The following is a 25,771-nucleotide window of genomic DNA, read 5'->3' as shown; positions in this document are numbered from 1 at the left end:
TATTTTATCTTTCCTCTTGCTATCACGCAACTGAATTCACAAAAACAATAAAGAACTTGAGTATAAAGGCCTAACTAAGTACCTTTTATTTACGGTGCATTTTGAATTCTAAAAATAATTCATTGTAATAAGCAAGCATTCGTTTGCCTAAGTTATTATATACTTCAAGCTTATTGGTTAGTTCTTCATCCGGATAAAAACGTTCATCTTTCGCTACTTCTTTCGGCAAATAATCTAACGCTTTTTTATTAGGCGTAGAATACCCTACATATTCTGCATTTTGAGCAGCGTGTTTAGGATCTAGCATAAAATTCATGAATTTATGTGCACCTTCTACGTTTTTAGCCGTTTTTGGAATAACCATGTTATCGAACCATAAATTCGAACCTTCTTCTGGAACAACGTAATTCAGCTTATCGTTTTCACTCATAATTTCAGAAGCATCACCTGACCAAACAACGCCAACTGCCGCTTCTTCATTTGCTAGGAGCATCTTAATCTCGTCTCCTACAATGGCTTTTACGTTTGGTGTTAATGTATCAAGCTTTCTTTTTGCTTCTTGAAGATGAGCTTTATTCGTATCATTTAATGAATAATTTAAGCTGTTTAGCCCCATTCCCATCACTTCTCTAGCGCCATCTGCAAGTAAAATTTGATTTTTTAGCTTAGGATCCCATAAATCATTCCAACTCTTTATCTTCTTACCATGAATCATATCAGAGTTATAAACAATACCCACAGTTCCCCAAAAATAAGGAATAGAGTACTTATTGCCAGGATCAAAAGATAGGTCTAAAAAACGCGGATTAATGTATTTTAAATTAGGCAGCTTCGAATGATCAATTGGCAATAGTAAATTTTCTTCACGCATCTTGCTAATCGCGTATTCAGAAGGAACAGCAATATCAAATGTCGTACCGCCTTGTTCAATTTTTGTCATCATTGCTTCATTCGAATCAAAGGTCTGATAAATGACTTTAATTCCGGTTTCTTTTTCAAACTGATTCACTAAATCAGGATCAATATAATCTCCCCAATTATAGACGGTCAGCGTATCTCCTCCAGAGTATCCTTCGGCATTGTTCAAATGATGAACCACATACATAAGAACGAAAGAAAGGATGACGATGAAGATAAACGGCTTTGCTAATTGCTTCATTTTCCAGTCGCCACCCCTTTCGCTTTATTGCTATATCGCTGACTGATAAAGTAATAACCAATTACAATCAGCACGGTAAACATGAAAATAAGAGTAGAAAGAGCATTGATTTTCAGCGAGACCCCTCTTCTTGCTAACGAGTAAATTTCTACTGAAAGCGTGGAAAAACCATTCCCGGTCACAAAGAACGTAACCGCAAAGTCATCCAAAGAGTAAGTTAAAGCCATAAAAAAGCCTGCAAAGATACCCGGACGAATAAATGGCAATACCACTTTCGAAAGTACTTCAAAGCGACTTGCTCCCAAATCACGGGCTGCATCGAGCAGTGTCGGACTCATTTCCTGCAGCTTAGGCAGAACCATGATGACCACAATCGGTACACTGAATGCAATATGCGCTAATAATACCGATATAAACCCGAGCTTTACACCGATAATGGTAAATAGAATTAAAAAAGATGCGCCAATAATAACATCTGGACTCACAATTAACACATTATTAAATGTTAACAGTGTATTTTGAACACGTCTGCGCTTCACGTATACGATAGCAAGTGCTCCTATCACACCAATAATCGTTGAAATAACCGAAGACAATAGAGCAATAATTAAGGTATTCAAGACAATAATGAGCAAACGTGTGTCTTGAAACACTTCTTTGTACCAATCTAACGTAAACCCTTCAAACTCTCGCATGTTTCCTCCGCTGTTAAAAGAGTAATACATTAAATAAAAAATGGGCGCGTATAAAATGAAAAAGACAAAAAATAAATAAAGGTGGCTGAACTTCCACTTTCTCTTCATTTTACACACCTCTCTTTCCAGTGCCTGTTATGAGCATCATAACGGCCATCGCAATAATTAAAAAGACAGCAATTGTGGCTCCCATGCCCCAATCCTGCGTCACTAAAAAATGTTGTTCAATCGCCGTTCCCAGTGTAATGACGCGGTTTCCAGCAATTAAACGCGTAATCATAAAGAGTGACAGTGCTGGAATAAAAACAGCCTGACAACCTGATTTAACCCCTTCTAGCGTTAGCGGAAATACCACGCGCTTAAATGTCACCCATGAAGATGCCCCCAAGTCTCGCGAAGCGTAGATAAGCGAGGGATTAAGTTCTTCTAAAGAGTTAAAGATCGGCAAAATCATAAAGGGGATAAAAATATACACTGATACAAATACAAAACTAAAGTCAGTAAATAAAATTTGATGAGTACCAAATCCCAGAAATTCAGTAAATTTATTAACCGTACCGTACGTGCCGAATATGCCTAAAAAAGCATAAGCTTTTAATAATAGGTTAATCCACGTCGGTAAAATAATCAGTAGAAGCCAAAGCTGCTTATGCTTAAGCTTCGTTAGTAAATAAGCTGTTGGATAAGAAAAAACCAAGGAAAATAACGTAATTAAAAAGGCATACCAAAATGAGCTCAGCGTCATCTGTAAATAAACAGGGGTAAAAAATTTCTTATAGTTTTCAAGCGTCAGCTCATTATCAATGCTGAAAAAAGAATAATAGACAACTAATACAATGGGAGCAACTACAAAAAGCAAAATCCATAACACATACGGGACTAAATAAATATTTCTTGATTTAGTTTGCATGGTAATCCTCTTCATAACCTTCGAGTCGCTTATCGAATTCTTCTTCCGTTTCATTAAATCGCATAACGTGAATAGCTTCAGGTTCAAAATATAAACCAATTTCTTCGCCAACCGTTGCCTTTTTTGTAGAGTGGACGAGCCACTCATTCCCTGCATGGTCATAGCCTAAAATTTCATAATGGACTCCTCTAAACAGCTGTGAATCTACACGAACCTGCAGCTTTCCTTGATCGGAGCTTGTAATGGCTAAATCTTCAGGGCGAATCACAATTTCAACCTGCTCATTTCGGTTTAACCCTTGATCGACACATTCAAATTGCTGGCCGCCAAACTCCACTAAAAAGTCAGCAATCATTTTACCTGGTACAATATTTGATTCACCAATAAAATCGGCAACAAAACGATTAATTGGCTCATCATAAATATCTGTAGGTTCCCCGCTCTGCTGAATTCTTCCTTTATTCAAAACAAAGATTTCATCGGACATCGCAAGCGCTTCTTCTTGATCGTGCGTAACAAAAATGAACGTAATACCTAGACGGCGCTGTAATTCTCTTAACTCGTATTGCATTTCCGTACGCAATTTTAGATCAAGAGCTGAAAGCGGCTCGTCCAGCAGAATGACTTCGGGCTGATTTACAATTGCTCGTGCAATGGCTACGCGCTGTCTTTGACCGCCCGACATTTCCTTTATTTCTCTCTTTTCATATCCTTCTAGGTTAACAAAGCGAAGGGCTTCTTTAACTTTTATCCCAATATCAGCATTTTTCATCTTCTTGATTCGAAGACCAAATGCTACATTTTCAAATACATTCAAATGCGGGAAAAGCGCGTAGTCTTGAAAAACCGTATTAACCTGACGTTTGTTAGCCGGGACATCATTAATTCTTTTTCCATTAAAATAAATCGTTCCGCTCGAGGCCTCCGTAAAGCCTGCAATTAATCGTAAAATCGTTGTCTTTCCACATCCCGATGGACCTAAAAGGGTATAAAACTTCCCTTTTTCAATTTCAAAGCTTACATGATCCAATACAACTGAATCATTATCATATTGCTTGGTCACATTTTCAAATTGAATAATTGTATTCGTAGATGTCATTTCACTTCACCTCTTTTGTTCTATAAATAAGACTCTGTCGCCACGATAATTAACTCTGTTATTCCGTCATGAGCATTTAAAATCTGATGTTCTTCAGAAGCTTGAAAATAGATGGTTTCCCCTTGTTTAGCCTCATATATTCTGCCTCCAAGCTTCACCTTCACACACCCGCGCAAAATGTAGCCAAACGTTTCTGAAAGAGAAGGTTCAAATCTCTTAAATGCACCTTTTTCATGAAGAATAAGACGAATTGGTTCCATTTCTTTTTCATTTGATTCATGTACAAGCCACTGAATATGGTAACCTTTTTCATCTTCGCAATAACTCGTGTAGTCTTCCTCTTTATATACAACCTTTTGAACATGCGTATCAATTTCGAAGAATTCTTTCGGTTCGCACCCCAGCACTTCCAAAATACTAAAAAATGTTTCTAAAGACGGCGAACTTAAATCGCGCTCAAGCTGCGAAATATAGCCTTTGCTTAAATCAGTACGTTCTCCTAGCTCTTCTTGTGTTAAGCCTTTTTTTAATCGTAAATTCTTAATTTTCTTTCCTATTTCCATACTCTCGATCCTCAACTGTATTTAAAATTAGCAAACAGCATGAATAATTGTTCATGCTGTTCCAAACTCAAGTTTTGTTTTACTTAACTTAAAGTTTACTTTTAACCTTAAAATATTATACATGAATTATTTTTTAGTACAACCTTAAACACTTAAAAAATAAAAACTCCTTTTATTTAAAAGGAGTTTTTATTTTTATTTTTATTTATACAACCTACGCGTTTCATACTGTTTCCCGGATAATGTATCAAACTCAACTTCATGGTAATCTTGAAGGTCTTTTGCAGCTTTATTAGAGAGCGCTGCCGGATCATCCACTAGCTTTCCTTTTGAATCTATATACATATTTGAACGAAAAGCCGGCACTTCTGTTTTCATTTGATTCAGCTGATCGTAGAACAGATTACTTTTGTAACCAAGAGATTGAACAAGCGTCGGAGCAATATAAATAGGACTCATCGTACCGAGATTTTTATCTATTTTCGTATCGTAATTAGATAAAAATAAGAGCGGCGTCTCATAAAATTTTTGAGATGTTTGCTGCGTCTTCTCGTTTCCAAAACCCGTTTCTTTGTAAGCTTGAAGGTTTTGTCCAAGTGCTGGCAAATGATCTCCCCAAAATACTACAATGGTCGGCTCGTCCAGCTTTTGAATTTCATCGTTCAATCGTTTTAAAGCAGCATCTGAACGTTTAATTCCTTCAGCATAAATTTCAATTTCCTTTTGCATTTCTGGTGATAACCCTTTACCGGTTACTTTAATGGTTTCCTGACCATTATACTTATCCGCAGAATAAGGAAGATGATTTGCAATCGTTACAGCATGCACAAACGCAGGCTTTTTCGACTGACGAAGCGTATCGAGCACTTCATCAACTACCGCTTCATCAGAAACAAATTCTTTGTTATCTTTTTGCGTATGCTTCATTTGATCAATAAACTTCACTTGATCAAAGCCCAAATTTGGATACACATTTTGCCTCATATAAAGCATACCGCTGTTTGGATGCATAGCTGTTGTAGCATAGCCTTGTTTTTCTAAATAAGAAACAAAAGACGGATATTCTTTTTTACTCAATACATGCTGATAAGGAAGACCTCCAGGGTTAAAGAAAGACAAAGAGTAGCTCGTCAATGCTTCAAACTCTACATTAGCTGTCTCCCCGCCAAATGAAGGACTTAAAGACCACCCAGAAGGATATTTCTTTTGAAGTTCTCTTGTATTTTTCATTGGATCTTCAGAGAACGTCACGTTAAGCTTTGTTGGGTCCCAAAACGTTTCATTCATTACAAACACGACGTTTGGTTTGACTTCAGCCTTGCTTTCTTGTGTTTTCTCTTCCTTTGAATGAATGCGCTTTGCCACTTTGGCCATTACTTCCTGTGAGTAGTCATCCGGCTCTTGCAGCACATCTGTTTTAACATTTGAAATCATGCCAATAACCGGTCCATTATAGTAATAATTATTTTGCTGATTCCAAGGCATCAGCGCAGCATATTGATCATAATATTTTTGAGCAAACGAGTGTTCAAAGAATAAAAATGATTTCATTAAAAAGATAAGCGGCAGAATCATAATAATTCGAAGAAACCATCGAATTTTAATTTTCGGCAAGAAAAACCAAAGAGCAACCAGTACGACAATAGATCCAATAACTCCTATGACAATAGGAATTGAAATCGAATCTTTAATCATTGGAATAACTTCTTTTAACTGACTCGCCTGAATAAAATCGTTCGGGAACAATGGTTCATTTCGAAAGATTTTTTTATAATAGTTTACAAGAGCTAAAATAAAATACAGAACAAAGGTAATCCCAGCCCCTAAATAAGCTTCCCCTACTAGCATAATGATCGCTAGTGTTAACAGCGAAAGTAAAAATACCGTAAAAAGATAGCGTTCAGGGTATGCTTGCATCCACTCTATTGTTTTGCCTGGATTATGTATATCAATATGATAGATAACAAAAACCATAGCAGAAACGGCTGCTACCGCAATTGAAAACACAATTGCCGTAAAAATGGCGTACCACTGCGAACCTTGTATTCTCTCTATCTGATTAAATCGAAGCAGTAAATAGAAAGTGAGCGCCCATAAGACAAGTGAGCATCCCCCTATTAATACGACGAACCCAGCTGTATGGATTTGGGCCCAGTCAAACAATATCTTTGTGTCATTTGATATATTAAGCATAACAACACTGTATAAAAAAACGCTAAGCAGCCCATACGCCACCAGCATTGGCAAAGAACGATACAAATGTTTAAACATAACCTTAAGCCTCCTATTTACAATATCTTAACACTTTTAATATGATTTTAACATTCCTATCTCTCTCGCCTTCACGCCTAATTTTCTCAAAATCACATCAATAACATTTCCCGAGAAATTCCACAAAAAAAAGCCCGCTTTTCTGATGAAAAGACGGGCCTCTTAGCCGTTTTATACGTATGTAAAAATTGCTGTTATGAACGCTCTTTCACTGCTTCTGCTTTTAGCAGATCACGAATTTCTGTTAAGATCTCTTCTTCTTTTGACAGAACAGCCACTTCTTCCTCTACTTTCTCTTCTTCTTTTCTCTTAAAACGATTAAAGAAACGAATAAATAAGAAAATCGAGAATGCAACAATTAAGAAATCAACAATTGTTTGAATAAAAGATCCATATAATACCGTAGCATCTCCAACCGTAAAGGATAAATCTTTAAAGTCTATCCCTGCTAACAACAAACCAATCAGCGGCATAATAATATCATTTACAAGAGACGTGACAATTTTTCCAAATGCAGCTCCAATAATAACACCGACAGCTAAATCTAATACATTTCCTCGCAAAGCAAACTCTTTAAATTCTTTAAGCATCTGTTTATTCCACCTCCTGCCCTTCATTTCAAACTTTCATGATAATACATCCTAAATTAAACAAACAAGGTGCATTTTCATTTTTCTCTTTTTCATGAGATATGTACCAGACCTTTAGTTGTATTTCTGCCCAGATTTTCACTTTATATTCGCATGTAAAAACGCACTTTCAGTTTTCATTCAGGTAAGGTTCATGTTCAGTCCATTTTTCTTTTATACACTAATAGCATGTAATTCATCAAATATGTAATCGAACAATAGAGGAGATGGCTAGAACGTGAGAAAAATTCTACTGCGAGCAGCGGCTTTGTGTCTCGCAGCTATTATCAGTATTTCTTATACAGCAAGCACGGCGGACGCAAGTGAAAACACAGCAAGTGAAGATTTAATTATTATTAATAAAAAAACAAATCAGCTTGCTTATTTTCATAACGGAAAGTTAGAAAATACGTATTCAGTAGCTACGGGAAAAACATGGAGCGATACGCCGGTAGGCTTTTTCAAGATTGTTAACAAAATTAAAAATCGCCCTTACTATACAGGGCACATTGCAGGAGGCGCTCCCAATAATCCTCTTGGCTCTCGCTGGCTAGGGCTTAATGCAAACGGAACAACCGGCGACACATACGGTATTCATGGGAATAACTCAGAAGCTAGCATTGGCAAATATGTAAGCCACGGCTGCGTACGGATGCACAATGCGGATGTGGAAGAACTATTCGATAAAGTAGCAGTAGGAACATCTGTAACTATTACGTATTCATCAAAAACCTTCGAAGAGCTGGCAAAGGTATATGGCTACGGACAGATGTGAAAAATAAAAGCTTATCCAAAAAATGTGGATAAGCTTTTATTCTTCTTTATTCCCATACATGAGCTCCGTACTATGTGAATATAGCTCAATAATATTCCCAAACGGATCTTCGCAATAAATTAAGTAATAAGGTTTTCCAGGTCTTGTATTCCATACTTGGCTACGCTTTTTACCGCCTGATTGTTCGATTTTATCCGCTAATTTTTCCACGTCATCGGCTATTAAACACATGTGAAAATAACTTTGATACTGCTCATCGCTGTCTTTTAATACAAGAGGCATTTGCGGCTTATTAAATTCAAACAGTTCAATGCCTACCTGGTTATCAGCTGTCATGTGAGCATTTTTCATTTTTTTAATATGAGACCCTAGTAAATCTTGAGTCATATTTTCAGCTTTTTCTTCCTCCGCATTAAACGTATAAGGACCGGCAATCAGCTTAAAACCTAAAACTTTCCCATACCACTGGACGGCTTCTTCTACATCAGGTACAGCTAATCCAACGTGAGTAATAGCTACCATTTTATCATCCTCCTATACACAAACATTCCCTTTCTACAAAAAGAAAAACAGCCCATTTAAAATGGACTGTTTACACGTATTAGAGTCATTTACGATTTTAAAGCATTATATTGAGCAATGATTTCTTTTGTTAAATTATTACTTGCCTCTAACCCACTGACCTCTTTTAACACATACTCAATACCATACTCATGAATATTCGCTTGAAGCTTCATAGCCTCTTTATCTTCTTGCGGGTCAAATAGAAGCGCAGCAGCGATGGCCTTCGCTAAGTGGGTATAAGAAAGGCCCGCTTTTTTTGCTTCTAGCGCTGGACGAATCAAACGATCCTGAGGTCCAAGCTTGCGAATTGGCGCTCTTCCTACCCGTTTAACTGAATCATTTAAATGAGGATTCTTAAAGCGCTCAATAATTTTTACGATGTAGGCTTCGTGTTCCTCTCTATCTAAGTCATATCTTTTAATTAGATAGTCTCCTGTTTCTCGTAGCGTTTGCTGTACTTGTTGGTAAATATCTGAATCTCTTAACGTTTGATCAATCGTTTCTTTTCCTTTTAAATAACCAAAATATGCAATCACCGCATGTCCTGTATTTACTGTAAATAGCTTTCTTTCAATAAAAGGAGCAAGGTCAGGCACAATCGTCATTCCTTCTACAAAAGGAATATTTTCAGGTGCCTCTACTACCCATTCATAATAGGATTCTACTAAAACATCAAGCGAACCTTGGTTGTGTTGAAGAGGTACGATACGATCTACAGCTGAATTGAAGAAAAAGACCTTATTTACCATATGAGCTTTTGTCTCTTCATCCAGCGCATCAAAAATATAGCCTTTTAATAAATCTGTCGCAGAGATTTGATTTTCACATGCAATAATATATACCTTTTCGTCGCTTGTTTTCACACGCTCAGCCAAACCTTTAGCAATTAAAGGAGCAATGCGAGGCAGAACGTTCGGTCCGATGGCTGTCGTAATGTACGTTGCTTCTTTAATCGCTTTAATGACTGCTTGTTCTTGCGTCAGATTATTTAAACCAGATACGTTTTGAACAGCTAATGTCTCTGGGTGCTCTGCGGCTGTTATTACGTTATACCCTTCATCTGTGTTTAACTGATTAATAATCTTTTCAGCAATATCTACGAATGTAACGTGATAGTTGCTTTGAGAAAATAATGCCCCAATAAATCCTCGCCCAATATTACCTGCTCCAAAATGAACTGCTTGTTTCACAAAAATCATTCCTTTATCAAATTATTTCGAAGGTACTCATGAAACGTATCCTCTAGCCTTTTGCGAATTATCTCTTCGTTCGAAGACGAAAAAACCATCATTGCTTCATGATCTTCAATTAAACTTGTACTAATTAAACTTAAGATTTCTTGCTGTACTTCACTTAACTCCTCAGGTGCTAGCATTAATAGAAGGTTACGCGCCTGCATGTTTGTTCCGTCCATACCTTTAACTGTGCAAGGCTGCTCTAAATGTGAAACTTGAAAAATCAGCTCTTTCACGTGATGTTCACGGCAATGGAACAGTGCCATACTCGTTTGCGGAATACCTAAACCGCCTTTGTTTTCTCGTTCCTTAAGCTGATCAATAACGCAGCTGGCATTGGTTATTAAACGTTCTTTTTCAGCTGCTTTTACTACGTGCGAAATCACTTGATCATGACTCACTGCATCCGAAAATCGATACATTCTAAGGTTTTGAAGAATTGATTCGATACTTCCATGCACATCTTTAATTTGCTTCATCGTTTCCTCAAAAGACGGTTTTTGTGTAGAGACGGTCTTATTTTTATATTGGAACGAACGATAGCCCTTATCTTTGGTTAACTTTTGAATGTTTTTCTGTAAAAAATTCTGAACGGACTGAATATCCTCTTCGGTTAAGAGTGGATTGACTAAAATGTAATCGACATTTAAAAAAGGAAGTCTTACTGTTGAAATCACTACGTCATACCCTTCAAGCGCCGCTTCTTTGATTTCTTTTACCGACTTAATGACAACTGAATTAATCTCCGGAATCTCTTTACGAATACGGCTAGCTAACATTTTCGAAGTGCCGATTCCAGTTGGACAGACAATCAGTGCCTGAATTTCCATGACTTCTTCTTTTAGCACTAGCGTTGAACCGAAATGCAAAACAAGATATGCCACTTCATCATCTGGAAAAACTAAATCCGGCAGCTCTTGATCGATACTGTTTCTCACAGCCATAAATAAAACAGGATACTTTTTCTTAATCTCTTCCGTTAATGGATTAAAAAGCTCCATTTTTTGCTTAAGACGAAAAATTGCCGGTTCCATATGAGCAAGCAGCCCTTGGTAAAGGGAAAAATCACCGGTCAAGTCGGTGTTAAGCTGAACAGAAACATGAGAAATCATATTCTTAATAATCTGCCCAACCACTACGCTGTCGTAATATACGTCTCTAGTAGTTTGGAACTTAGCTGCACGCAGCCGTACTGCTAAGAAATGAATATCTTTTTCCGTGAAAGAAAGAGAAAATACCCGTTCAATTTCGCGGCAAATATCCTTCATTAAGAACAGTTCACTCGCCAGCTCTTCCGTTTGGCCGCCGTCGTCTTCTAGATACATTTGCTTTTTCGTTCGCTGTATCATAATGCAAATATGAACAATGAGCCCTATATAATCGCTGTCAGCCAGCTTAGAATGATGCTGATTAATCGCTTGATGTACAATTCGGTCTACTTCTGCTAAATAATTCGGATAAAAATAATGCAAAATCGTTTCATCCGTATGCTGGTGATTTTCTACTAGAAACAAACATTCAATTAACTCTTCATTAAAGTGGACAAGAAAATAATTGGCTAATGCGTTCCGTTTATTGGCTTCAGTAGCTTGAACCTCTACTCCGACCCCTCTCTTTCGATGAAGGAAAACGTCAAATGTGGTTAACCACTCTGTTAATTCATCTAGATAAGCAGTTAGTGTAGTAATACTTACTTCTAAGTCTTTAGCCAGCGTTTGTAATTTAAATGAATCTCCTTCTTCTAGAAGAAGAATTAAAAGAATTAATTTTCTTTCCTGTGGAGACTGATCCGTCGTTTTAATCTTCATCAGCTCTTGGATAAGACGAAAAATTTGTTCATTTTTACCTTCAATCATTAGTCCTTCATCTTGTGTACGAATCAGCTTTAAATCAAATTTTTCAAGTATTGATTCAATTGCCTTCAAATCTCGGTGAACGGTTCTTACACTTACATTCAAAAAAGTAGCAAGTGTAAGTGCTGTATGCTTTCCTGCCGTTTTAATAATTAACTCAATGATTGATTTTTCTCTTGAAGTAATAAACAAGAACATCAACTCTTTTCTTATTTATAAACAAAGGATAAAAAGGCATCCTCATGCCTTTCTATCCCGTTAGTTACTTTGAATAATAGCCATTAATTCTTTAGCTGATTTGGCATGAACCATCTTTTCAATATTGTTCATATCAGAACATGTAATCGCGATACCAGATAAAATTTCTAAATGGGTGCCGTCTTTTCCGGCAATTCCGAAAATCAAACGAACTTTCTCACCATCAAAATCAACGCCTTCTGGAACTTGAATTACTGTAAAACCTGATCTTAAAACGTTCTTTTTCGCTTCTTCGGTACCGTGCGGAATCGCTACGTCATTTCCCATATAAGTAGAAGTCATATTGTCTCGCTCAATCATCGCTTCAACATAGTTTTCTTCTACATATCCGCCTTTTACTAACACACTTCCTGCAAATCGAATTGCTTCTTCCTTAGAAGAAAAGTGCTGATTCAAGAAAACGTTTTCTTCTTTTAATAAACCATCATTACTATCTGTATAGTTTTCTGCAGATACATTCTTTTCTTCTTCCGCCTTAGAAGTAGTATGATCATTTTTTAGTTGATCAATTAGTTTGTCATATTCCGGGCTAGATAGAAAGTTATCCACCGAGATATGATACGCATCTGGAACTTTGTTTTGAGCTCTTGGCGTTAGCTCTTCCTGTGTAATAACGATTTGAGCATCACTTGGAATATTACTGATAGCTGTATTTGTTACCGAAATATTTAAATCTGCTTGTTTAACTTTCTTGCGAAGAAGAGAGGCGCCCATTGCACTCGATCCCATACCTGCGTCACAGGCAAAAACAATTTTTTGAACGCTTGCTGGTACTTCGCCTTGCTGTTTTGTAAAGCTTCCTGCTACAGAGCTCTTCTTGCCCTTCATCTCTTGCATTTTGCGAGCTGCTTCGTCCAAATCTTCTGTTTGCTTGCCCGTTTTTAAAATTAACGAACCTACAATAAACGATACGACGGCTGCAACAAGAACACCTGAGATATTTGCAACATAGCTGCCTGCATTACCTGGTGTAGCAGCTAAAATAGCCAAAATACTTCCTGGTGAAGCAACGGCTTGTAAGCCTCCTCCTAAAAGAACAAATGTAAATACTCCGCTCATTCCTCCTAAAATAGCCGCAATGATTAGAAGAGGACGCATTAAAACGTAAGGGAAGTAAATTTCGTGAATTCCGCCAATAAAATGAATGATGGCCGCTCCCGGTGCTGACTGTTTTGCTGTTCCTTTTCCAAAGAAGCAATACGCTAACAGAATTCCTAATCCCGGACCAGGATTTGTTTCTAATAACAATAGAATGGACTGTCCGTTTGTTCGAATTTGTTCTGCTCCAATCGGAGATAAAATGCCGTGATTAATGGCATTGTTTAAGAATAAAATTTTAGCTGGTTCAATTAAAATACTTGTAAGAGGAAGAAGGCCATGTGCAACCATCCAATCTACACCCACTACAAGTGCACCTGTAAATCCGTCCACAGCTGGGCTAACTCCTAAAAAGGCTAGAATCGCTAGAATTCCTCCAAGAATACCTGCTGAGAAATTATTAATTAACATCTCAAATCCTGTTTTGACTTTACCTTCAATAAACTGGTCAAACTTCTTGATGATATAACCGCCCAGCGGCCCCATAATCATAGCGCCTAGAAACATCGGAATATCAGATCCAACAATGACGCCCATGGTCGCGATAGCACCTACAACGCCTCCGCGCTGATCGTGTACAAGCTTTCCTCCTGTGTAGCCGATTAGCAGCGGAAGCAAATACTTGACCATTGGATCCACTAGTTTGGCAAGGCTTTCATTTGGAAAAAAGCCTGTTGGAATAAATAAAGCAGTAATAAGTCCCCATGCAATAAATGCTCCGATATTTGGCATAACCATTGAACTTAGAAAGTTCCCAAATTTTTGTACAGCTACTTTTATATTAGATTGAGCCATTTGCTCTCTTCCTTTCTCTACGTGATGATACTTTAATCGTAAGAGATTAAACGCTTTCATTCAATGAATAGGAAAACTAACTTTGTCGTACCACAGACGGACAAAGCTTTTAATTACATAAAAAAGCAGCTGAATTACACGAGTTCAGCTGCTTTCTAACTTAATATTTATCTAATTCACTTACAGGAGATTGAATAATAACTGGATTTTTCTCTGGATTTAACCATTTTAAAATAGAGACAACTTGTTCTTTAGAAGTGGCCGTACATCCTGCTGTATAATTTGTTCCTACATGAAAGAAGATTGCACTTCCCTTTCCTGGGGTTCTAGATTCATTATAATTAATGACAAACCCATAATCATAAGCCGGGATATCCATGTTCTCAGCGCTCGTCCAGCGGCCATTCGCTGGCTTTTGCTGCCACGTATTATACAGAGAGCTTTTTGAATCGTCTACCCACACATCATTTGATGTAATCTTTCGATATGGAAGCTTAGTTCCAGGATTTGCATAGCGTCCGAATGCTGTGCCAATTGTATATTTCCCTGTCGGAGACTCCATATCTCCTTCTTTTTTCGCTAAAGCGAATCCTTTTTGTCCAAGTACACCGTTCGCAGTTAAAACTTGCTTCCATTTTCCATCAACTTTTTCAAATGTTTGAATTTTAGCAGACTTCGTATCGTAGTTATCTGCTGTAACCAAGATGACTTGCTGAGCGTTGCCTAACGTTTTAAAAGAATCGACTACGAGCTTTGGAGACGCTGTAGCTGAAGCCTGTACATAGTCACTGCTTACATAGCCTGTGCGGCCGTTATAGTTAATTTTGTACCAGCTTCCGCTTTTGCTCACCACAGACAGCTTCTGGCCTTTTGTCACACTTCCTATAGATGCGTAGTTGGTGCCTGCTCCGCTTCTTACGTTCAGCGTGCTCGCCGTTACTGTGTACGTTGTGCTTTCTGCTGGTGGCGTTGTTGGGGCCGTTGTTGTTCCCGATGCTTGTACATAATCGCTGCTTACGTAGCCCGTGCGGCCGTTGTAGTTAATTTTGTACCAGCTTCCGCTTTTGCTCACCACAGACAGCTTCTGGCCTTTTGTCACACTTCCTATAGATGCGTAGTTGGTGCCTGCTCCGCTTCTTACGTTCAGCGTGCTCGCCGTTACTGTGTACGTTGTGCTTTCTGCTGGTGACGTTGTTGGGGCCGTTGTTGTTCCCGATGCTTGTACATAATCGCTGCTTACGTAGCCCGTGCGGCCGTTGTAGTTAATTTTGTACCAGCTTCCGCTTTTGCTCATCACAGACAGCTTCTGGCCTTTTGTCACACTTCCTATAGATGCGTAGTTGGTGCCCGCTCCGCTTCTTACATTCAGCGTGCTTGCCGTTACTGTATACGTTGTGCTTTCTGCTGGTGGCGCTGTTGTTCCTGATGACTGTACATAATCGCTGCTTACATAGCCTGTGCGGCCGTTATAGTTAATTTTGTACCAGCTTCCGCTTTTGCTCACCACAGATAGTGTTTGATCTTTTACTACGCTGCCGATAATCCCGTAATTCGTTCCCGCTCCGCTTCTCACATTTAGCTTGCTTGCCGTTACTTTATATGTAACTGTTGCTGCATATGCCTTTTCTTGATTTCCCCCAATTGAGCCAAAGCCAGGCGTTACAGCCGTTGCAAGCGTAGCTGTTAACGCCATCCCCACCATTAATTTTTTCAACTGCTTTCCCTCCATTTATTCCTTATAAAATTCTACTATTTTCTATTCTTAATTCATTATCTTACCATATTCCAAACGAAGGGAAAGGGTCAATAGATGCTTTTCACACGGCCTATAAAAAAAGACAGACCTCTTTGATAGGTCTGCCTCTTTCACTATTATCCTAAATCAACGTTGTGATATACTTGCTGCACATCTTCTAAGTCCTCTAATGCATCAATCATTTTTTCAAACTGAGCTTGTGCATCTTCAGGAAGAGTTACATCATTTTGAGCAAGCATCGTTTGCTCAGCTACTGTAAATTCCGTAATACCAGCATCGTTGAACGCTTTTTGTACCGCATGGAATTGATCCGGATCAGCATAAACAATTACAGAATCTTCTTCTTCTAAAATGTCACGCACGTCTACATCTGCTTCCATTAACAGTTCTAGCGTCTCTTCTTCATCTTTACCTTCTACACCAATAACAGCTGTTGGATCAAACATATACGCTACTGATCCGCTTACTCCCATATTACCGCCGTTTTTACCAAAGGCAGCACGCACGTCTGAAGCTGTTCTGTTTACGTTATTCGTAAGAGCATCTACGATAACCATTGAGCCATTTGGTCCAAAACCTTCGTAACGAAGATTATCGTAATTTTCTTCTGAACCGCCCTTTGCTTTTTCAATGGCACGGTCAATAATTGCTTTTGGCACATTGTATGTTTTCGCGCGTTCTAATACAACTTTTAACGCTTGGTTTGATTCTGGATCTGGCTCACCTTGTTTTGCAGCCACATAAATCTCACGGCCAAACTTGGCATATATACGACTTGTATTAGCATCTTTTGACGCTTTCTTTTCTTTAATATTGTTCCACTTACGGCCCATATTGTTTCACTCTCTTTCAAAATTGAATCTAATAAAATAAATAGGCAATGATATATCCGTTTTTATTATACATCAATTCCCTCTTATCTTTCGAGTTTAATACCTAAAAAAGACAAGCAATCTTTTGGTATATTTCGTTAACTAAATAAATGAGAAAACCATTTGATAACAGGCTGAATGATTTTTGTATATACTTTTTTCAGCGGTTTGTATATACATCTCACCCAAATCCACCGTAGGGGATAGTAGATCATATTAATTATGATCCACTTAACTCCTTTCCAAAAACAGAAGAATATACGCTGACAAAATGAAACCACGGGAATAACAATTTCATTGTAAAATGGCAGCACAACATATTTCCATAGAAGATAACAAGGGTAACAAACCATGTATAAAACAGGGTATAAAACATACTTCCATATAAATCTAGTTATAGGCAAAAAACATCGTTTCCAAACGAAGAGAATAAAAGGATAGATGAGGACACTCCATAGCCAAGAAATAGGATAAACGAATAAAAAACGTATAATGTATCTCCAAATGAAATCAATGACAGGTTGAATAATTCTTGTTCCTATCCATATGAGGGGCTTAGCGATAAAATATATCCATATCTTACACAAAATTTGAAATACAAAATAAAAGGGAAAATACAAGACAAAAAAGATGCCTCGCAACACGTACTTTATACTTTGAGCTACTCCACTAATACTTTTCACTTCCTTTTTTATAAATGAGTTTCATTCATTTACCTACTCTATTATATAAAATAAATGAAGCAAGCAAATATATTTTTTAGCTCAATGAGAATTATATACAAAAACACCCTTCTATAATAGAAGGGTGTCTAGAACCTTATTATTCTACAGTAACTGATTTTGCTAAGTTACGTGGTTTATCTACATCGCAATCGCGGTGCAATGCAGCGTAGTAAGAGATTAATTGTAAAGGAATAACCGCTGCTAGTGGTGAAAGTGTTTCGTGAACTTTCGGAATCACGTAGCGATCTTCTTCTGTTTCTAATCCTTTCATTGAAATGATACAAGGATTAGCTCCACGTGCTACTACTTCTTTTACGTTACCACGGATGCTTAAGTTTACATGTTCTTGTGTTGCTAATGCAATAATTGGCGTGTTGTTTTCAATTAAAGCGATTGTTCCGTGCTTAAGCTCTCCTCCAGCAAATCCTTCTGCTTGAATGTAAGAGATTTCTTTTAGTTTTAACGCGCCTTCTAAACCTACATAATAATCAACAGAACGTCCAATAAAGAATGCGTTGCGAGTTGTTGCTAAGAATTGAAGAGCAATGCTTTCCATTTCTTCTTTGTCGTCGCAAAGTACTTCCATTGTGTTTGCTACGATTGCTAACTCTTGAACTAAATCAAATTCTAATTCAATGCCGCGTGTTTTTGCTGTTACAGCCGCTAGAATTGATAGGACTGCTAATTGAGCTGTATAAGCCTTTGTTGATGCTACAGCAATTTCCGGACCTGCATGAAGTAATAACGTATAATCAGATTCACGAGATAATGTTGATCCCGGAACGTTTGTGATTGTTAACGCTTTGTAACCTAGTTCTTTAATTTGAACTAATACTGCACGGCTGTCAGCTGTTTCTCCACTTTGAGAAATAAAGATAAACAGTGGCTTTTCAGATAAAAGCGGCATGTTGTAAGAGAATTCACTTGCTACGTGCACTTCTACCGGAACCTTCGCCCACGTTTCAATGAATTGTTTACCTACTAGGCCTGCATGATAGCTTGTTCCACATGCTACGATATAGATGCGGTCTGCTTCATCCATTGCTCCTAAAATGTCTGCATCAATGTGCAGTTCATTGTTTTCATTTTGATACTCTTGAATGATTTTACGAACAACTAAAGGCTGCTCATCAATTTCTTTTAACATATAGTGAGGGTACGTACCTTTTTCAATATCACTTGCATCAAGCTCTGCTGTGTAAGGTGCTCTTTCTACCACTTCACCATCAAGCGTTTTAATTGTTACGCCTTCTTTTGTAACAATTACTGTTTCTTTATCCATTAATTCTACGTACTGATCTGTTACTTGAAGCATTGCCATAGCATCGCTTGCTACAACGTTAAATCCTTCGCCAACACCTACAAGAAGCGGGCTTTTGTTTTTAGCTACGTAGATTGTATTTTTATCTTCGTTATCAACAAGAGCTAGTGCATAAGAACCGTGAAGCAAACTTACTGTCTTGCGGAACGCTTCTTCTACATCTAAGCCTTCTGCTGCGATTTTTTCAATTAACTGAACGATTACTTCTGTATCCGTTTCGCTTTTGAACGTTACATCTTGTAAATATTCACGTTTTAAAATAGCGTAGTTTTCAATTACACCATTATGCACAAGCGTGAAGCGTCCAGATGTACTTTGATGCGGGTGAGCATTTTCTTGGCTTGGTACACCATGAGTTGCCCAACGCGTATGACCGATACCTGCTGGTGCTACAACACTGTTATCTACTGCCTGACGCAATTCTGCAATACGGCCTTTTTCTTTGAATACGTGTACGCCTTCATTGTTAACAACTGCAATACCTGCTGAGTCATAACCACGATATTCTAACTTTTCAAGACCACGTAATAAAATTTCTTTCGAATCTTCTGTTCCAATATATCCTACAATTCCGCACATAGATAAAATCCTCCTTCATGTATGAAAAGAGAGTCTCTTTTCATCATCAATGATTATCATCTCAATGCTTTTGTCCAATAAGTCACCTCATTGTTTTTCACATCAAGTTTTCGGCCGTGATAATCAACAACCGGGAGGCATCCGCCGATACTTCGATAAACCTCCTCCTCGTCAACTAAGTCGTTTCCGTCCCTTTACTTAGTTCAGGCGCTTTGTATTCACTTTTAAAATAGATTGTTCACTCCTTTACATAAATTAAGAGACGAACAGATTTAATATTACAATAAGAAGTGAGAAAACGTCAATTATCTTCTTTACTATCTGTAAAAACAGCCTTTAGCATCAGATAATTTCCAAGAATTTTTCTCAACAATATAAAAATATGCATAAGCAGCTTGAAACGTCACCGCTTATGCATATAATTAATGAATTACTCTAAGCCCATTTCTTCTTTTACCACTTCTACGATACGCGTTACATAAGTTTCACATTCTTCTTGTGTTTGTGCTTCAACCATAACACGTACTAACGGCTCTGTTCCTGAAGGGCGTACAAGTACTCGGCCATTACCGTTCATTTCTTTTTCCACTTCTTCAATAACCACTTTTACCTTCTCGTTATCTGTAACATGATGCTTATCCGTTACTTTTACATTTACAAGAAGCTGAGGATACTTCTTCATTTCAGCTGCTAATTCTGATAAAGGCTTTTTCGTTGCTTGCATAATGTTTACAAGCTGAATAGCTGAAAGCATACCGTCACCTGTTGTGTTGTAATCTAAGAAAATAATATGACCTGACTGTTCTCCACCTAGGTTATATTGATTAGCTTTCATTTCTTCTACTACATAACGGTCGCCTACACCCGTTTGTGCACTTTCAATTCCGCTAGCTTCTAGTGCTTTATAGAAGCCTAAGTTACTCATAACGGTAGAAACAAGCGTATTTTTCTTTAAACGTCCTTGTTCATATAAGTACTTTGCACAAATGAACATGATTTGATCACCGTCTACAATCTCGCCTTTTTCATCGATTGCGATTAAACGATCTCCGTCTCCATCAAATGCTAACCCAACATCCGCTCCTTTTTCTTTTAAGAAGGCACTTAATGCTTCCGGATGTGTAGATCCTACACCGTCATTGATGTTTAATCCGTTTGGTGATGCCCCCATTGTAGAGATATCCGCATCTAAATCTGCAAATAAATGTGCTGCTAACGATGACGTTGCTCCGTGCGCACAGTCTAATGCAACATGAATACCTGAGAAGTCTTCATCAACCGTTTGTTTTAAGTATTGAAGATATTTTTGTCCACCTTCGAAGTAGTCATTTACCTGACCTAAATCTCCCCCAACAGGTCTTGGTAATTGATCTGTTTCACTATCCATTAACGCTTCAATTTCATTCTCTTGTGCATCTGACAGTTTAAATCCATCTGGACCAAAGAATTTAATTCCGTTATCTTGAACTGGGTTATGTGAAGCAGAGATCATGACTCCTGCTTGTGCGCCAAGTGCTTTTGTTAAATACGCTACCCCTGGAGTTGAAATAACGCCTAATCGCATAACTTCTGCACCAATTGAAAGCAAGCCTGCAACAAGCGCTCCTTCTAACATGTGACCAGAAACGCGTGTATCGCGTCCGATTAATACCTTTGGTCGCTCTGCATCTTTTGTTAGAACGTAACCACCTAAGCGTCCAATTTTAAAAGCAAGCTCAGGAGTTAATTCACTATTGGCAACTCCTCGTACTCCGTCTGTTCCAAAATACTTACCCATTAATTTTCTCTCCTTCATGTCAAAACATTTAGTTTCCTGATGTATTATCTGTCTGTCCATCTACGGGTGTAGAATTTTCATCACTTTGATTACTACTATCGTCACCAGTTTCTGTATTATCTGTTGGTGTATCTGTATTGTCTTCAGGTGTATCAGTCTCTTCGCTTGGTTTATCAGTTGAATCACCTGAATTTCCCGTCCCAGGATTTGTTCCTGATCCTGATCCAGTTCCCGTGTCTGGCTTTGTTTCTTTATCGCTCGTGCTTCCACTTGTTTCTTTATCCGTTTGCTCATCATTTGTCCCTGATTGTTTTTTCGCTGTTACACGAACTTTTGCCTGTTTAGTCGATAGTGTTGATGTAACAGAGTCAGGACTATTTATTATAATAGGAACCGTGTGCTCCCCAGCAGATAAATTCCCTACATTCGCTGACAAGCTAATGCCGCTTTTCGTTAACTTATCTAAATCAGATTTTGGTCCTTTTACATCCGCATCTACTGAAGTAGGAGAAAGCAGTTCATACGTGTACTTTGAGGATTGACCAGTTAAAGAAACCGGCAAATTCTTAAATGACTTAGTCTCAGCTGCACTTGCGTCCGTTTCTTCTGCGTCTTTCTCATCACCTTGTTTGTCTACTTCCACATGAACGGTAATTTGTTTAGGACTTACACTATCTATTCCGTCTGGAACAGGGACATTCACCTTAATATCTTTAGATTTCGTAATACCGGTAACATCGACTGGAATATTATCAATTTTATCGATTTTCTCTAAAGAATCAGATGGACCGATAATTTTCACGGTATCTGTTTTAGGCTCTAGCTTCGTAATGTTGACACCGTCGCCTGGCGTGCCTTCTTGAATCACATCGATCGGCACTTTTTTACTAATATTTTTCACCGGGATTGTTACATTGACCGTTTCTGGTTGAACTGTTACATTCAATTTATTTAAATTCTTGTCTAATGCGACAACAGTTGCTTGTTTCGTCACTGTTTTTGAAGCATTATCTAAATCAATAATAGCTTTTACATAAGCAACTTGGTCTAATTGACTTGATGCGCCCGTTACCGTGACGGCTCTTGGGCTAACGGTTGCTTCCCCTGCTTCATACCCATTTTTGACCTTATTTTTATCATAGCTTGCCTCTACTGAAAACTGTTTTGAATCGCGTTCTTCAATTGTTACATTTACAATATCAGGCTTAACCACTACGTTTAAATTATCAGAGATATTTCGATACTGAACCTTAACTCTATGCTGCCCTAAGCTTAAATTATCAAGGTCAATATAAGCTTGATAATCTTTTTGTAGCTTTGTTTGAGCCAAAATATTTTTAGGACCTTCCAGTGTCATAATGACCGTATCCGGAACACCTCTTACAATTCTGTTCTTCTCATTGTAGGATACTTGAACCGGAACATCTGTTAATGTTTCTACTCCAGTGTTGGCAGAACTGCTTCGGTTCAGAATTTTATTTGATGAACTGGCACCATCATCTAAATTAACAGATAAATATAACATGAAGGCTAACAGCAACGCGATAATTTTCATAACCCACGATCGATTCATCAATTTATCCATTCTTCTTCAACCTCCATTGCCAACGAGTGGAAGAAGTTGCTTTAGAAGTTGTGACTAATTCTTTTTCTAGCATTTCTCTTAATGTATCAATGGTCAATTCACGATACAATTCACCGTTTTTGGTAACGGAAATGCCTCCAGTTTCTTCAGATACAATGACAGTCACACTATCTGTTACTTCACTTATTCCTACAGCAGCACGATGGCGAGTACCTAATTCTTTTGAAATAAAAGGACTTTCAGATAAAGGTAAGTAACATGCTGCAGCGGCTACTTGATCCCGCTGTAAAATAACCGCTCCATCATGAAGTGGTGTATTCGGTATAAATAAGTTGATTAATAATTCAGAAGAAATATTAGAGTTGAGCGGTATACCTGTTTCAATATAATCACCCATACCCGTCTCTCTTTCAATTGAGATCAATGCACCTATGCGTCTTTTAGCCATATAATGCGTTGCTTTTATAATCGCCTCAATCGTAACGGTACGTTCATCTTCTTCAGGCAAATTACTGCGTGAAAACAAACGTCCTCTCCCAAGCTGTTCAAGCGCTCGGCGCAGCTCTGGCTGGAAGATAATAATAATAGCTAAAAATCCATACGTTAACGCTTGGTCCATTAACCATTGCAACGTATTTAGTCCAAGGAAGTTACTTATAAAGCGGACAACTAAAATTACCGTGATTCCTTTTAAAAGCTGTACTGCTTTTGTACCTCTTATGACCATAATTAATTTATATATGACGAACCATACCAGGAGAACATCAACAATTTTTCCTAAATATGAGAGGATTGGCAGGTCTCCAATAGGCATCTTCTCACTTCCTCTATATATGTAATAAAGATAACATAACCGTTTTATTATACCATAAAACAAAATTACACTGTAAATTACATCTTATTTTTAAATCCTTGTTCCTATATAATGTAGCCTTCTTTTTATATAAATAAAACCGTCCACTGTTCCTCTCTAACAAGATAAGCGGACGGTTTTATGTTTAACTATTAAAAGTCAACAGCTTGCTTGGCATGAGTTTTGACGTTATACCATACCCAGTCAAAAATCTTGTCTAACTCTTCAATATTGCCTGTCACTTCTCCTGCAGAAGCTAGATACTTATCACCATGTATAACAGTAACGTTTCCATCTACTTTTCCTTCAATTTTAATATCGCCATTTCTCACAGTAATATCACCTTTTACGGTCTCACCTTTTGGTACAACGACTGTTTTATCGTGAATGACCAGGTTCGGCTGCTTTGAAACAGAAAAGTCTTCATCCGTTTCCCAAGCTGAAAACACCGTGCCGGACATTAAAAGCACAAATACAGCAGCTGCACTAAGAATCGGATGGTTTGTAAACCATCTATTCATTCGAATTCGATTCTTCTCACGTGGTAACCCGGCCATAACACCTGCTGTAAAGTTCATAGGTAATTCTATATGAGAAGTGCTTTGCACAAATGCAATCGTTCTTTTTAACTGATGCATATGCTGCTGACAACCTTTGCATTGGTGCAAATGCTCTTTTAATAACAGTTCATTTTCTTTTGTAATATCTCCATCTAAATGCTCATGAATGAGGTTTACATACATTTTTGGACATTTCATTCTTAGTTCACTCCTTACAAGTGGCGAAGTCGATTTCTTAAAGCTTCACGTCCTCTGTGAATTCTAGTCTTTACCGTACCAAGAGGCAGGTCTAAAATATCGCTGATTTCTTTTAACGACAGCTCATCTATATATTTTAGGACAATGACAGTTCGATATTTCTCAGGTAGCTTTAATATTTCCGACTGAATGAATTCTTGCAATTCTACTTGCTCTAGCTCTTCCTCTGGTAAGGCCTGATCGGCAGCTATTTGAGAGTACATATTTAACCCGTCGGTCCCGGCTACTTCTGCATCTAAATAATAGTCTGGCTTTTTCTTACGAATTCGATCAATACAAAGATTTGTAGCAATTCGATATAGCCAGGTGGAAAACTTTTTACTCGTGTCATAGCTATGAATATTTACATAGGCTCGAATAAACGCTTCTTGTGCAGCGTCTTGCGCTTCTTCCCGGTTTCCTAGCATTCGATAACATAGATGAAAAAGTTTATCCTTGTGATATTCTACTATGTCAGCAAACGCATCCTGGTCACCTTTTTTTACTTTTTTTATTTTTCTTTTTAATAATAAATCCATGTAACGGTTACCTCCGCCCATTGCGGGATAGTATATATACGTGTACTTTATCATAAAGTTTCACTTATGCTTAATTATTTTAACAAAAATTTGTCAAATACGTTTAAAAAGATCGTACGTAGGTTATGTAATTAGTATAGATGAAAAGAAGAGGAGTGGAAAGCTTGACTCATACAAAAGAAAACCTTTTGAATCAAATTGAAGAATGTAGAAATAACATGGTCACTCTTGCAGCAGAAAATCCTTTATCATCACTAACAGTGGTGAGAGTAAGCTCAGAGCTAGATGGTCTATTAAATGAATATGAAAAGTTTTTCTCTATATAAAGAAGCTCTAGAATCTGAACTAAGAGCTTCTTTTTTTTATCTTCACATTTGTTTCATGTACCTTTTGGTAGGCAATAATGTTTTATACTAATTTTTCTCCTAAAAGTGAGCCCATTAATGCAACAGCTACGGTAGCTGTTTTATTCCGCTCATCTAAAATAGGATTCACTTCCACAAACTCGGCAGAAGTGATTAGCTGAGATTCTGCCAACATCTCCATAGCTAAATGACTTTCTCTGTAGCTTATTCCACCGATAACTGGCGTTCCTACTCCAGGTGCATCATGTGGATCCAGTCCATCTAAATCGAGTGATAGATGAACGCCATCTGTTTTATCACGCAAATATAAAATTGTTTCTTCCATTACTTTTGTCATACCCATTCGATCTATCTCATGCATCGTATACACTTTAATTCCTTTTTCCTTTATTAGCTCTTTTTCTCCTTCATCTAAAGAACGGGCTCCGATAATCACAATATTCTCGGGCTTGACTTTAGGGGCATAGCCACCAATTCGAGTCAATGCTTCGTCTCCTATACCTATACTTGCCGCCAATGGCATACCGTGAATATTTCCGGAAGGAGACGTATCTGCTGTATTTAAATCTCCATGTGCATCATACCAAATTACACCCAAATTTTTATAATGACGACTTACTCCTGCTAGTGTTCCGATAGCGATGCTGTGATCTCCCCCTAGCACTAAAGGAAACCTTTTATTTGTAATAACATCACTT

General features: G+C 37.8%; 22 protein-coding genes (1 of these 22 only partly in view). 2 read left to right on the top strand and 20 right to left on the bottom strand.

Features of this window, described 5'->3' with window-relative positions; translation table 11 throughout:
• Positions 1-85: 85 nt before the first annotated feature.
• From LJY09_RS01050 to mscL, 7 genes are all read right to left on the bottom strand, one after another.
• Positions 86-1,159 carry an ABC transporter substrate-binding protein gene (locus tag LJY09_RS01050; protein ID WP_028411892.1) on the bottom strand — a complete coding sequence of 358 codons (1,074 nt, stop codon included), beginning with the start codon at positions 1,157-1,159 and terminating at the stop codon, positions 86-88.
• Positions 1,156-1,962, bottom strand: a complete 807-nt coding sequence (locus LJY09_RS01045) for an ABC transporter permease (protein ID WP_028411893.1) — start codon at positions 1,960-1,962, stop codon at positions 1,156-1,158. The genes LJY09_RS01050 and LJY09_RS01045 overlap by 4 nt, the downstream gene beginning before the upstream one ends.
• A 1-nt stretch (position 1,963) precedes the next feature.
• A complete protein-coding gene (locus LJY09_RS01040) occupies positions 1,964-2,764 on the bottom strand; it encodes an ABC transporter permease (RefSeq protein ID WP_028411894.1) in 801 nt (266 codons plus the stop codon).
• Entirely contained in the window at positions 2,754-3,863 is a 1,110-nt protein-coding gene (locus LJY09_RS01035; RefSeq protein ID WP_028411895.1) for an ABC transporter ATP-binding protein, read from the bottom strand. Before LJY09_RS01035 ends, LJY09_RS01040 begins: the two co-directional genes overlap by 11 nt.
• Positions 3,864-3,883: 20 nt before the next feature.
• Positions 3,884-4,426 (bottom strand): helix-turn-helix domain-containing protein, encoded by a 543-nt coding sequence (locus LJY09_RS01030; protein WP_028411896.1) that lies wholly within the window; start codon positions 4,424-4,426, stop codon positions 3,884-3,886.
• A gap of 201 nt (positions 4,427-4,627) precedes the next feature.
• The gene (locus tag LJY09_RS01025; protein WP_099000531.1) at positions 4,628-6,697 is read right to left on the bottom strand and encodes an LTA synthase family protein; all 2,070 of its coding nucleotides are present in this window, start codon (positions 6,695-6,697) and stop codon (positions 4,628-4,630) included.
• Between the two features lie 194 nt (positions 6,698-6,891).
• Entirely contained in the window at positions 6,892-7,287 is a 396-nt protein-coding gene (gene mscL, locus LJY09_RS01020; protein ID WP_028411898.1) for a large conductance mechanosensitive channel protein MscL, read from the bottom strand.
• A gap of 277 nt (positions 7,288-7,564) precedes the next feature.
• On the opposite strand from mscL, the gene LJY09_RS01015 reads away from it, so the two are divergent.
• The gene (locus LJY09_RS01015) at positions 7,565-8,101 is read left to right on the top strand and encodes a L,D-transpeptidase (RefSeq protein WP_155010743.1); all 537 of its coding nucleotides are present in this window, start codon (positions 7,565-7,567) and stop codon (positions 8,099-8,101) included.
• Between the two features lie 36 nt (positions 8,102-8,137).
• Here LJY09_RS01015 and LJY09_RS01010 read toward each other — a convergent pair whose 3' ends face one another.
• From LJY09_RS01010 to sigW, 12 genes are all read right to left on the bottom strand, one after another.
• The gene (locus LJY09_RS01010) at positions 8,138-8,623 is read right to left on the bottom strand and encodes a VOC family protein (RefSeq protein WP_028411900.1); all 486 of its coding nucleotides are present in this window, start codon (positions 8,621-8,623) and stop codon (positions 8,138-8,140) included.
• A gap of 89 nt (positions 8,624-8,712) precedes the next feature.
• Positions 8,713-9,855, bottom strand: a complete 1,143-nt coding sequence (locus tag LJY09_RS01005) for a mannitol-1-phosphate 5-dehydrogenase (RefSeq protein ID WP_028411901.1) — start codon at positions 9,853-9,855, stop codon at positions 8,713-8,715.
• 5 nt (positions 9,856-9,860) lie between these two features.
• Positions 9,861-11,951, bottom strand: coding sequence for a BglG family transcription antiterminator (locus LJY09_RS01000; protein WP_033580794.1), 2,091 nt, complete (start codon positions 11,949-11,951; stop codon positions 9,861-9,863).
• A gap of 60 nt (positions 11,952-12,011) precedes the next feature.
• Positions 12,012-13,904, bottom strand: coding sequence for a PTS mannitol transporter subunit IICBA (locus LJY09_RS00995; RefSeq protein ID WP_155010741.1), 1,893 nt, complete (start codon positions 13,902-13,904; stop codon positions 12,012-12,014).
• Positions 13,905-14,064: 160 nt separating this feature from the next.
• Positions 14,065-15,633: an SH3 domain-containing protein gene (locus LJY09_RS00990; RefSeq protein ID WP_099330569.1), complete on the bottom strand. Its 1,569-nt coding sequence runs from the start codon at positions 15,631-15,633 to the stop codon at positions 14,065-14,067.
• 143 nt (positions 15,634-15,776) lie between these two features.
• Positions 15,777-16,493, bottom strand: a complete 717-nt coding sequence (locus LJY09_RS00985) for a YebC/PmpR family DNA-binding transcriptional regulator (protein WP_013054976.1) — start codon at positions 16,491-16,493, stop codon at positions 15,777-15,779.
• A gap of 861 nt (positions 16,494-17,354) precedes the next feature.
• On the bottom strand, positions 17,355-19,157 hold the full coding sequence (gene glmS / locus LJY09_RS00980; RefSeq protein ID WP_014461996.1) for a glutamine--fructose-6-phosphate transaminase (isomerizing): 1,803 nt from the start codon (positions 19,155-19,157) through the stop codon (positions 17,355-17,357).
• 430 nt (positions 19,158-19,587) lie between these two features.
• On the bottom strand, positions 19,588-20,934 hold the full coding sequence (gene glmM, locus LJY09_RS00975) for a phosphoglucosamine mutase (RefSeq protein WP_028411905.1): 1,347 nt from the start codon (positions 20,932-20,934) through the stop codon (positions 19,588-19,590).
• Positions 20,935-20,962: 28 nt separating this feature from the next.
• Positions 20,963-22,519, bottom strand: a complete 1,557-nt coding sequence (locus LJY09_RS00970; protein WP_028411906.1) for a CdaR family protein — start codon at positions 22,517-22,519, stop codon at positions 20,963-20,965.
• Complete coding sequence (gene cdaA / locus LJY09_RS00965; protein WP_013054971.1) at positions 22,512-23,333, bottom strand: diadenylate cyclase CdaA; 822 nt, start codon at positions 23,331-23,333, stop codon at positions 22,512-22,514. Before cdaA ends, LJY09_RS00970 begins: the two co-directional genes overlap by 8 nt.
• Positions 23,334-23,524: 191 nt before the next feature.
• Positions 23,525-24,130 carry an anti-sigma factor family protein gene (locus LJY09_RS00960; protein WP_013081391.1) on the bottom strand — a complete coding sequence of 202 codons (606 nt, stop codon included), beginning with the start codon at positions 24,128-24,130 and terminating at the stop codon, positions 23,525-23,527.
• A 14-nt stretch (positions 24,131-24,144) separates the two neighbouring features.
• Complete coding sequence (sigW, locus tag LJY09_RS00955; RefSeq protein WP_013054969.1) at positions 24,145-24,708, bottom strand: RNA polymerase sigma factor SigW; 564 nt, start codon at positions 24,706-24,708, stop codon at positions 24,145-24,147.
• 164 nt (positions 24,709-24,872) lie between these two features.
• On the opposite strand from sigW, the gene LJY09_RS00950 reads away from it, so the two are divergent.
• On the top strand, positions 24,873-25,034 hold the full coding sequence (locus tag LJY09_RS00950; protein WP_013054968.1) for an aspartyl-phosphate phosphatase Spo0E family protein: 162 nt from the start codon (positions 24,873-24,875) through the stop codon (positions 25,032-25,034).
• 82 nt (positions 25,035-25,116) lie between these two features.
• On the opposite strand, the gene rocF is transcribed toward LJY09_RS00950, so the two are convergent.
• A protein-coding gene (gene rocF / locus LJY09_RS00945) for an arginase (RefSeq protein ID WP_028411907.1) crosses the window boundary here: on the bottom strand, positions 25,117-25,771 show its 3' portion. Its footprint extends 245 nt past the window's final position; the window shows 655 of its 900 coding nt (coding positions 246-900); the start codon falls outside the window, past its right edge — the gene reads right to left on this strand; its stop codon occupies positions 25,117-25,119.

This window comes from Priestia sp. J2, assembly GCF_020790095.1.
GTDB classification, from domain to species: domain Bacteria; phylum Bacillota; class Bacilli; order Bacillales; family Bacillaceae_H; genus Priestia; species Priestia zanthoxyli.
Note: the sequence above shows the minus strand (reverse complement) of the source record. Positions and strands in the feature narration are given on the sequence as shown.

What these genes read in the sequence shown, in the direction of transcription:
- LJY09_RS01025 (WP_099000531.1), bottom strand. Translation starts at nt 6,697, where the DNA reads ATGTTTAAACATTTGTATCGTTCTTTGCCAATGCTGGTGGCGTATGGG.
- cdaA (WP_013054971.1), bottom strand. Translation starts at nt 23,333, where the DNA reads ATGCCTATTGGAGACCTGCCAATCCTCTCATATTTAGGAAAAATTGTT.
- LJY09_RS00970 (WP_028411906.1), bottom strand. Translation starts at nt 22,519, where the DNA reads ATGGATAAATTGATGAATCGATCGTGGGTTATGAAAATTATCGCGTTG.
- LJY09_RS01035 (WP_028411895.1), bottom strand. Translation starts at nt 3,863, where the DNA reads ATGACATCTACGAATACAATTATTCAATTTGAAAATGTGACCAAGCAA.
- LJY09_RS01000 (WP_033580794.1), bottom strand. Translation starts at nt 11,951, where the DNA reads ATGTTCTTGTTTATTACTTCAAGAGAAAAATCAATCATTGAGTTAATT.
- mscL (WP_028411898.1), bottom strand. Translation starts at nt 7,287, where the DNA reads ATGCTTAAAGAATTTAAAGAGTTTGCTTTGCGAGGAAATGTATTAGAT.
- LJY09_RS01010 (WP_028411900.1), bottom strand. Translation starts at nt 8,623, where the DNA reads ATGGTAGCTATTACTCACGTTGGATTAGCTGTACCTGATGTAGAAGAA.
- LJY09_RS00960 (WP_013081391.1), bottom strand. Translation starts at nt 24,130, where the DNA reads ATGAAATGTCCAAAAATGTATGTAAACCTCATTCATGAGCATTTAGAT.
- LJY09_RS01040 (WP_028411894.1), bottom strand. Translation starts at nt 2,764, where the DNA reads ATGCAAACTAAATCAAGAAATATTTATTTAGTCCCGTATGTGTTATGG.
- LJY09_RS01050 (WP_028411892.1), bottom strand. Translation starts at nt 1,159, where the DNA reads ATGAAGCAATTAGCAAAGCCGTTTATCTTCATCGTCATCCTTTCTTTC.
- LJY09_RS01045 (WP_028411893.1), bottom strand. Translation starts at nt 1,962, where the DNA reads ATGAAGAGAAAGTGGAAGTTCAGCCACCTTTATTTATTTTTTGTCTTT.
- LJY09_RS00990 (WP_099330569.1), bottom strand. Translation starts at nt 15,633, where the DNA reads ATGGAGGGAAAGCAGTTGAAAAAATTAATGGTGGGGATGGCGTTAACA.
- sigW (WP_013054969.1), bottom strand. Translation starts at nt 24,708, where the DNA reads ATGGATTTATTATTAAAAAGAAAAATAAAAAAAGTAAAAAAAGGTGAC.
- LJY09_RS00985 (WP_013054976.1), bottom strand. Translation starts at nt 16,493, where the DNA reads ATGGGCCGTAAGTGGAACAATATTAAAGAAAAGAAAGCGTCAAAAGAT.
- LJY09_RS01030 (WP_028411896.1), bottom strand. Translation starts at nt 4,426, where the DNA reads ATGGAAATAGGAAAGAAAATTAAGAATTTACGATTAAAAAAAGGCTTA.
- LJY09_RS00995 (WP_155010741.1), bottom strand. Translation starts at nt 13,904, where the DNA reads ATGGCTCAATCTAATATAAAAGTAGCTGTACAAAAATTTGGGAACTTT.
- glmM (WP_028411905.1), bottom strand. Translation starts at nt 20,934, where the DNA reads ATGGGTAAGTATTTTGGAACAGACGGAGTACGAGGAGTTGCCAATAGT.
- glmS (WP_014461996.1), bottom strand. Translation starts at nt 19,157, where the DNA reads ATGTGCGGAATTGTAGGATATATTGGAACAGAAGATTCGAAAGAAATT.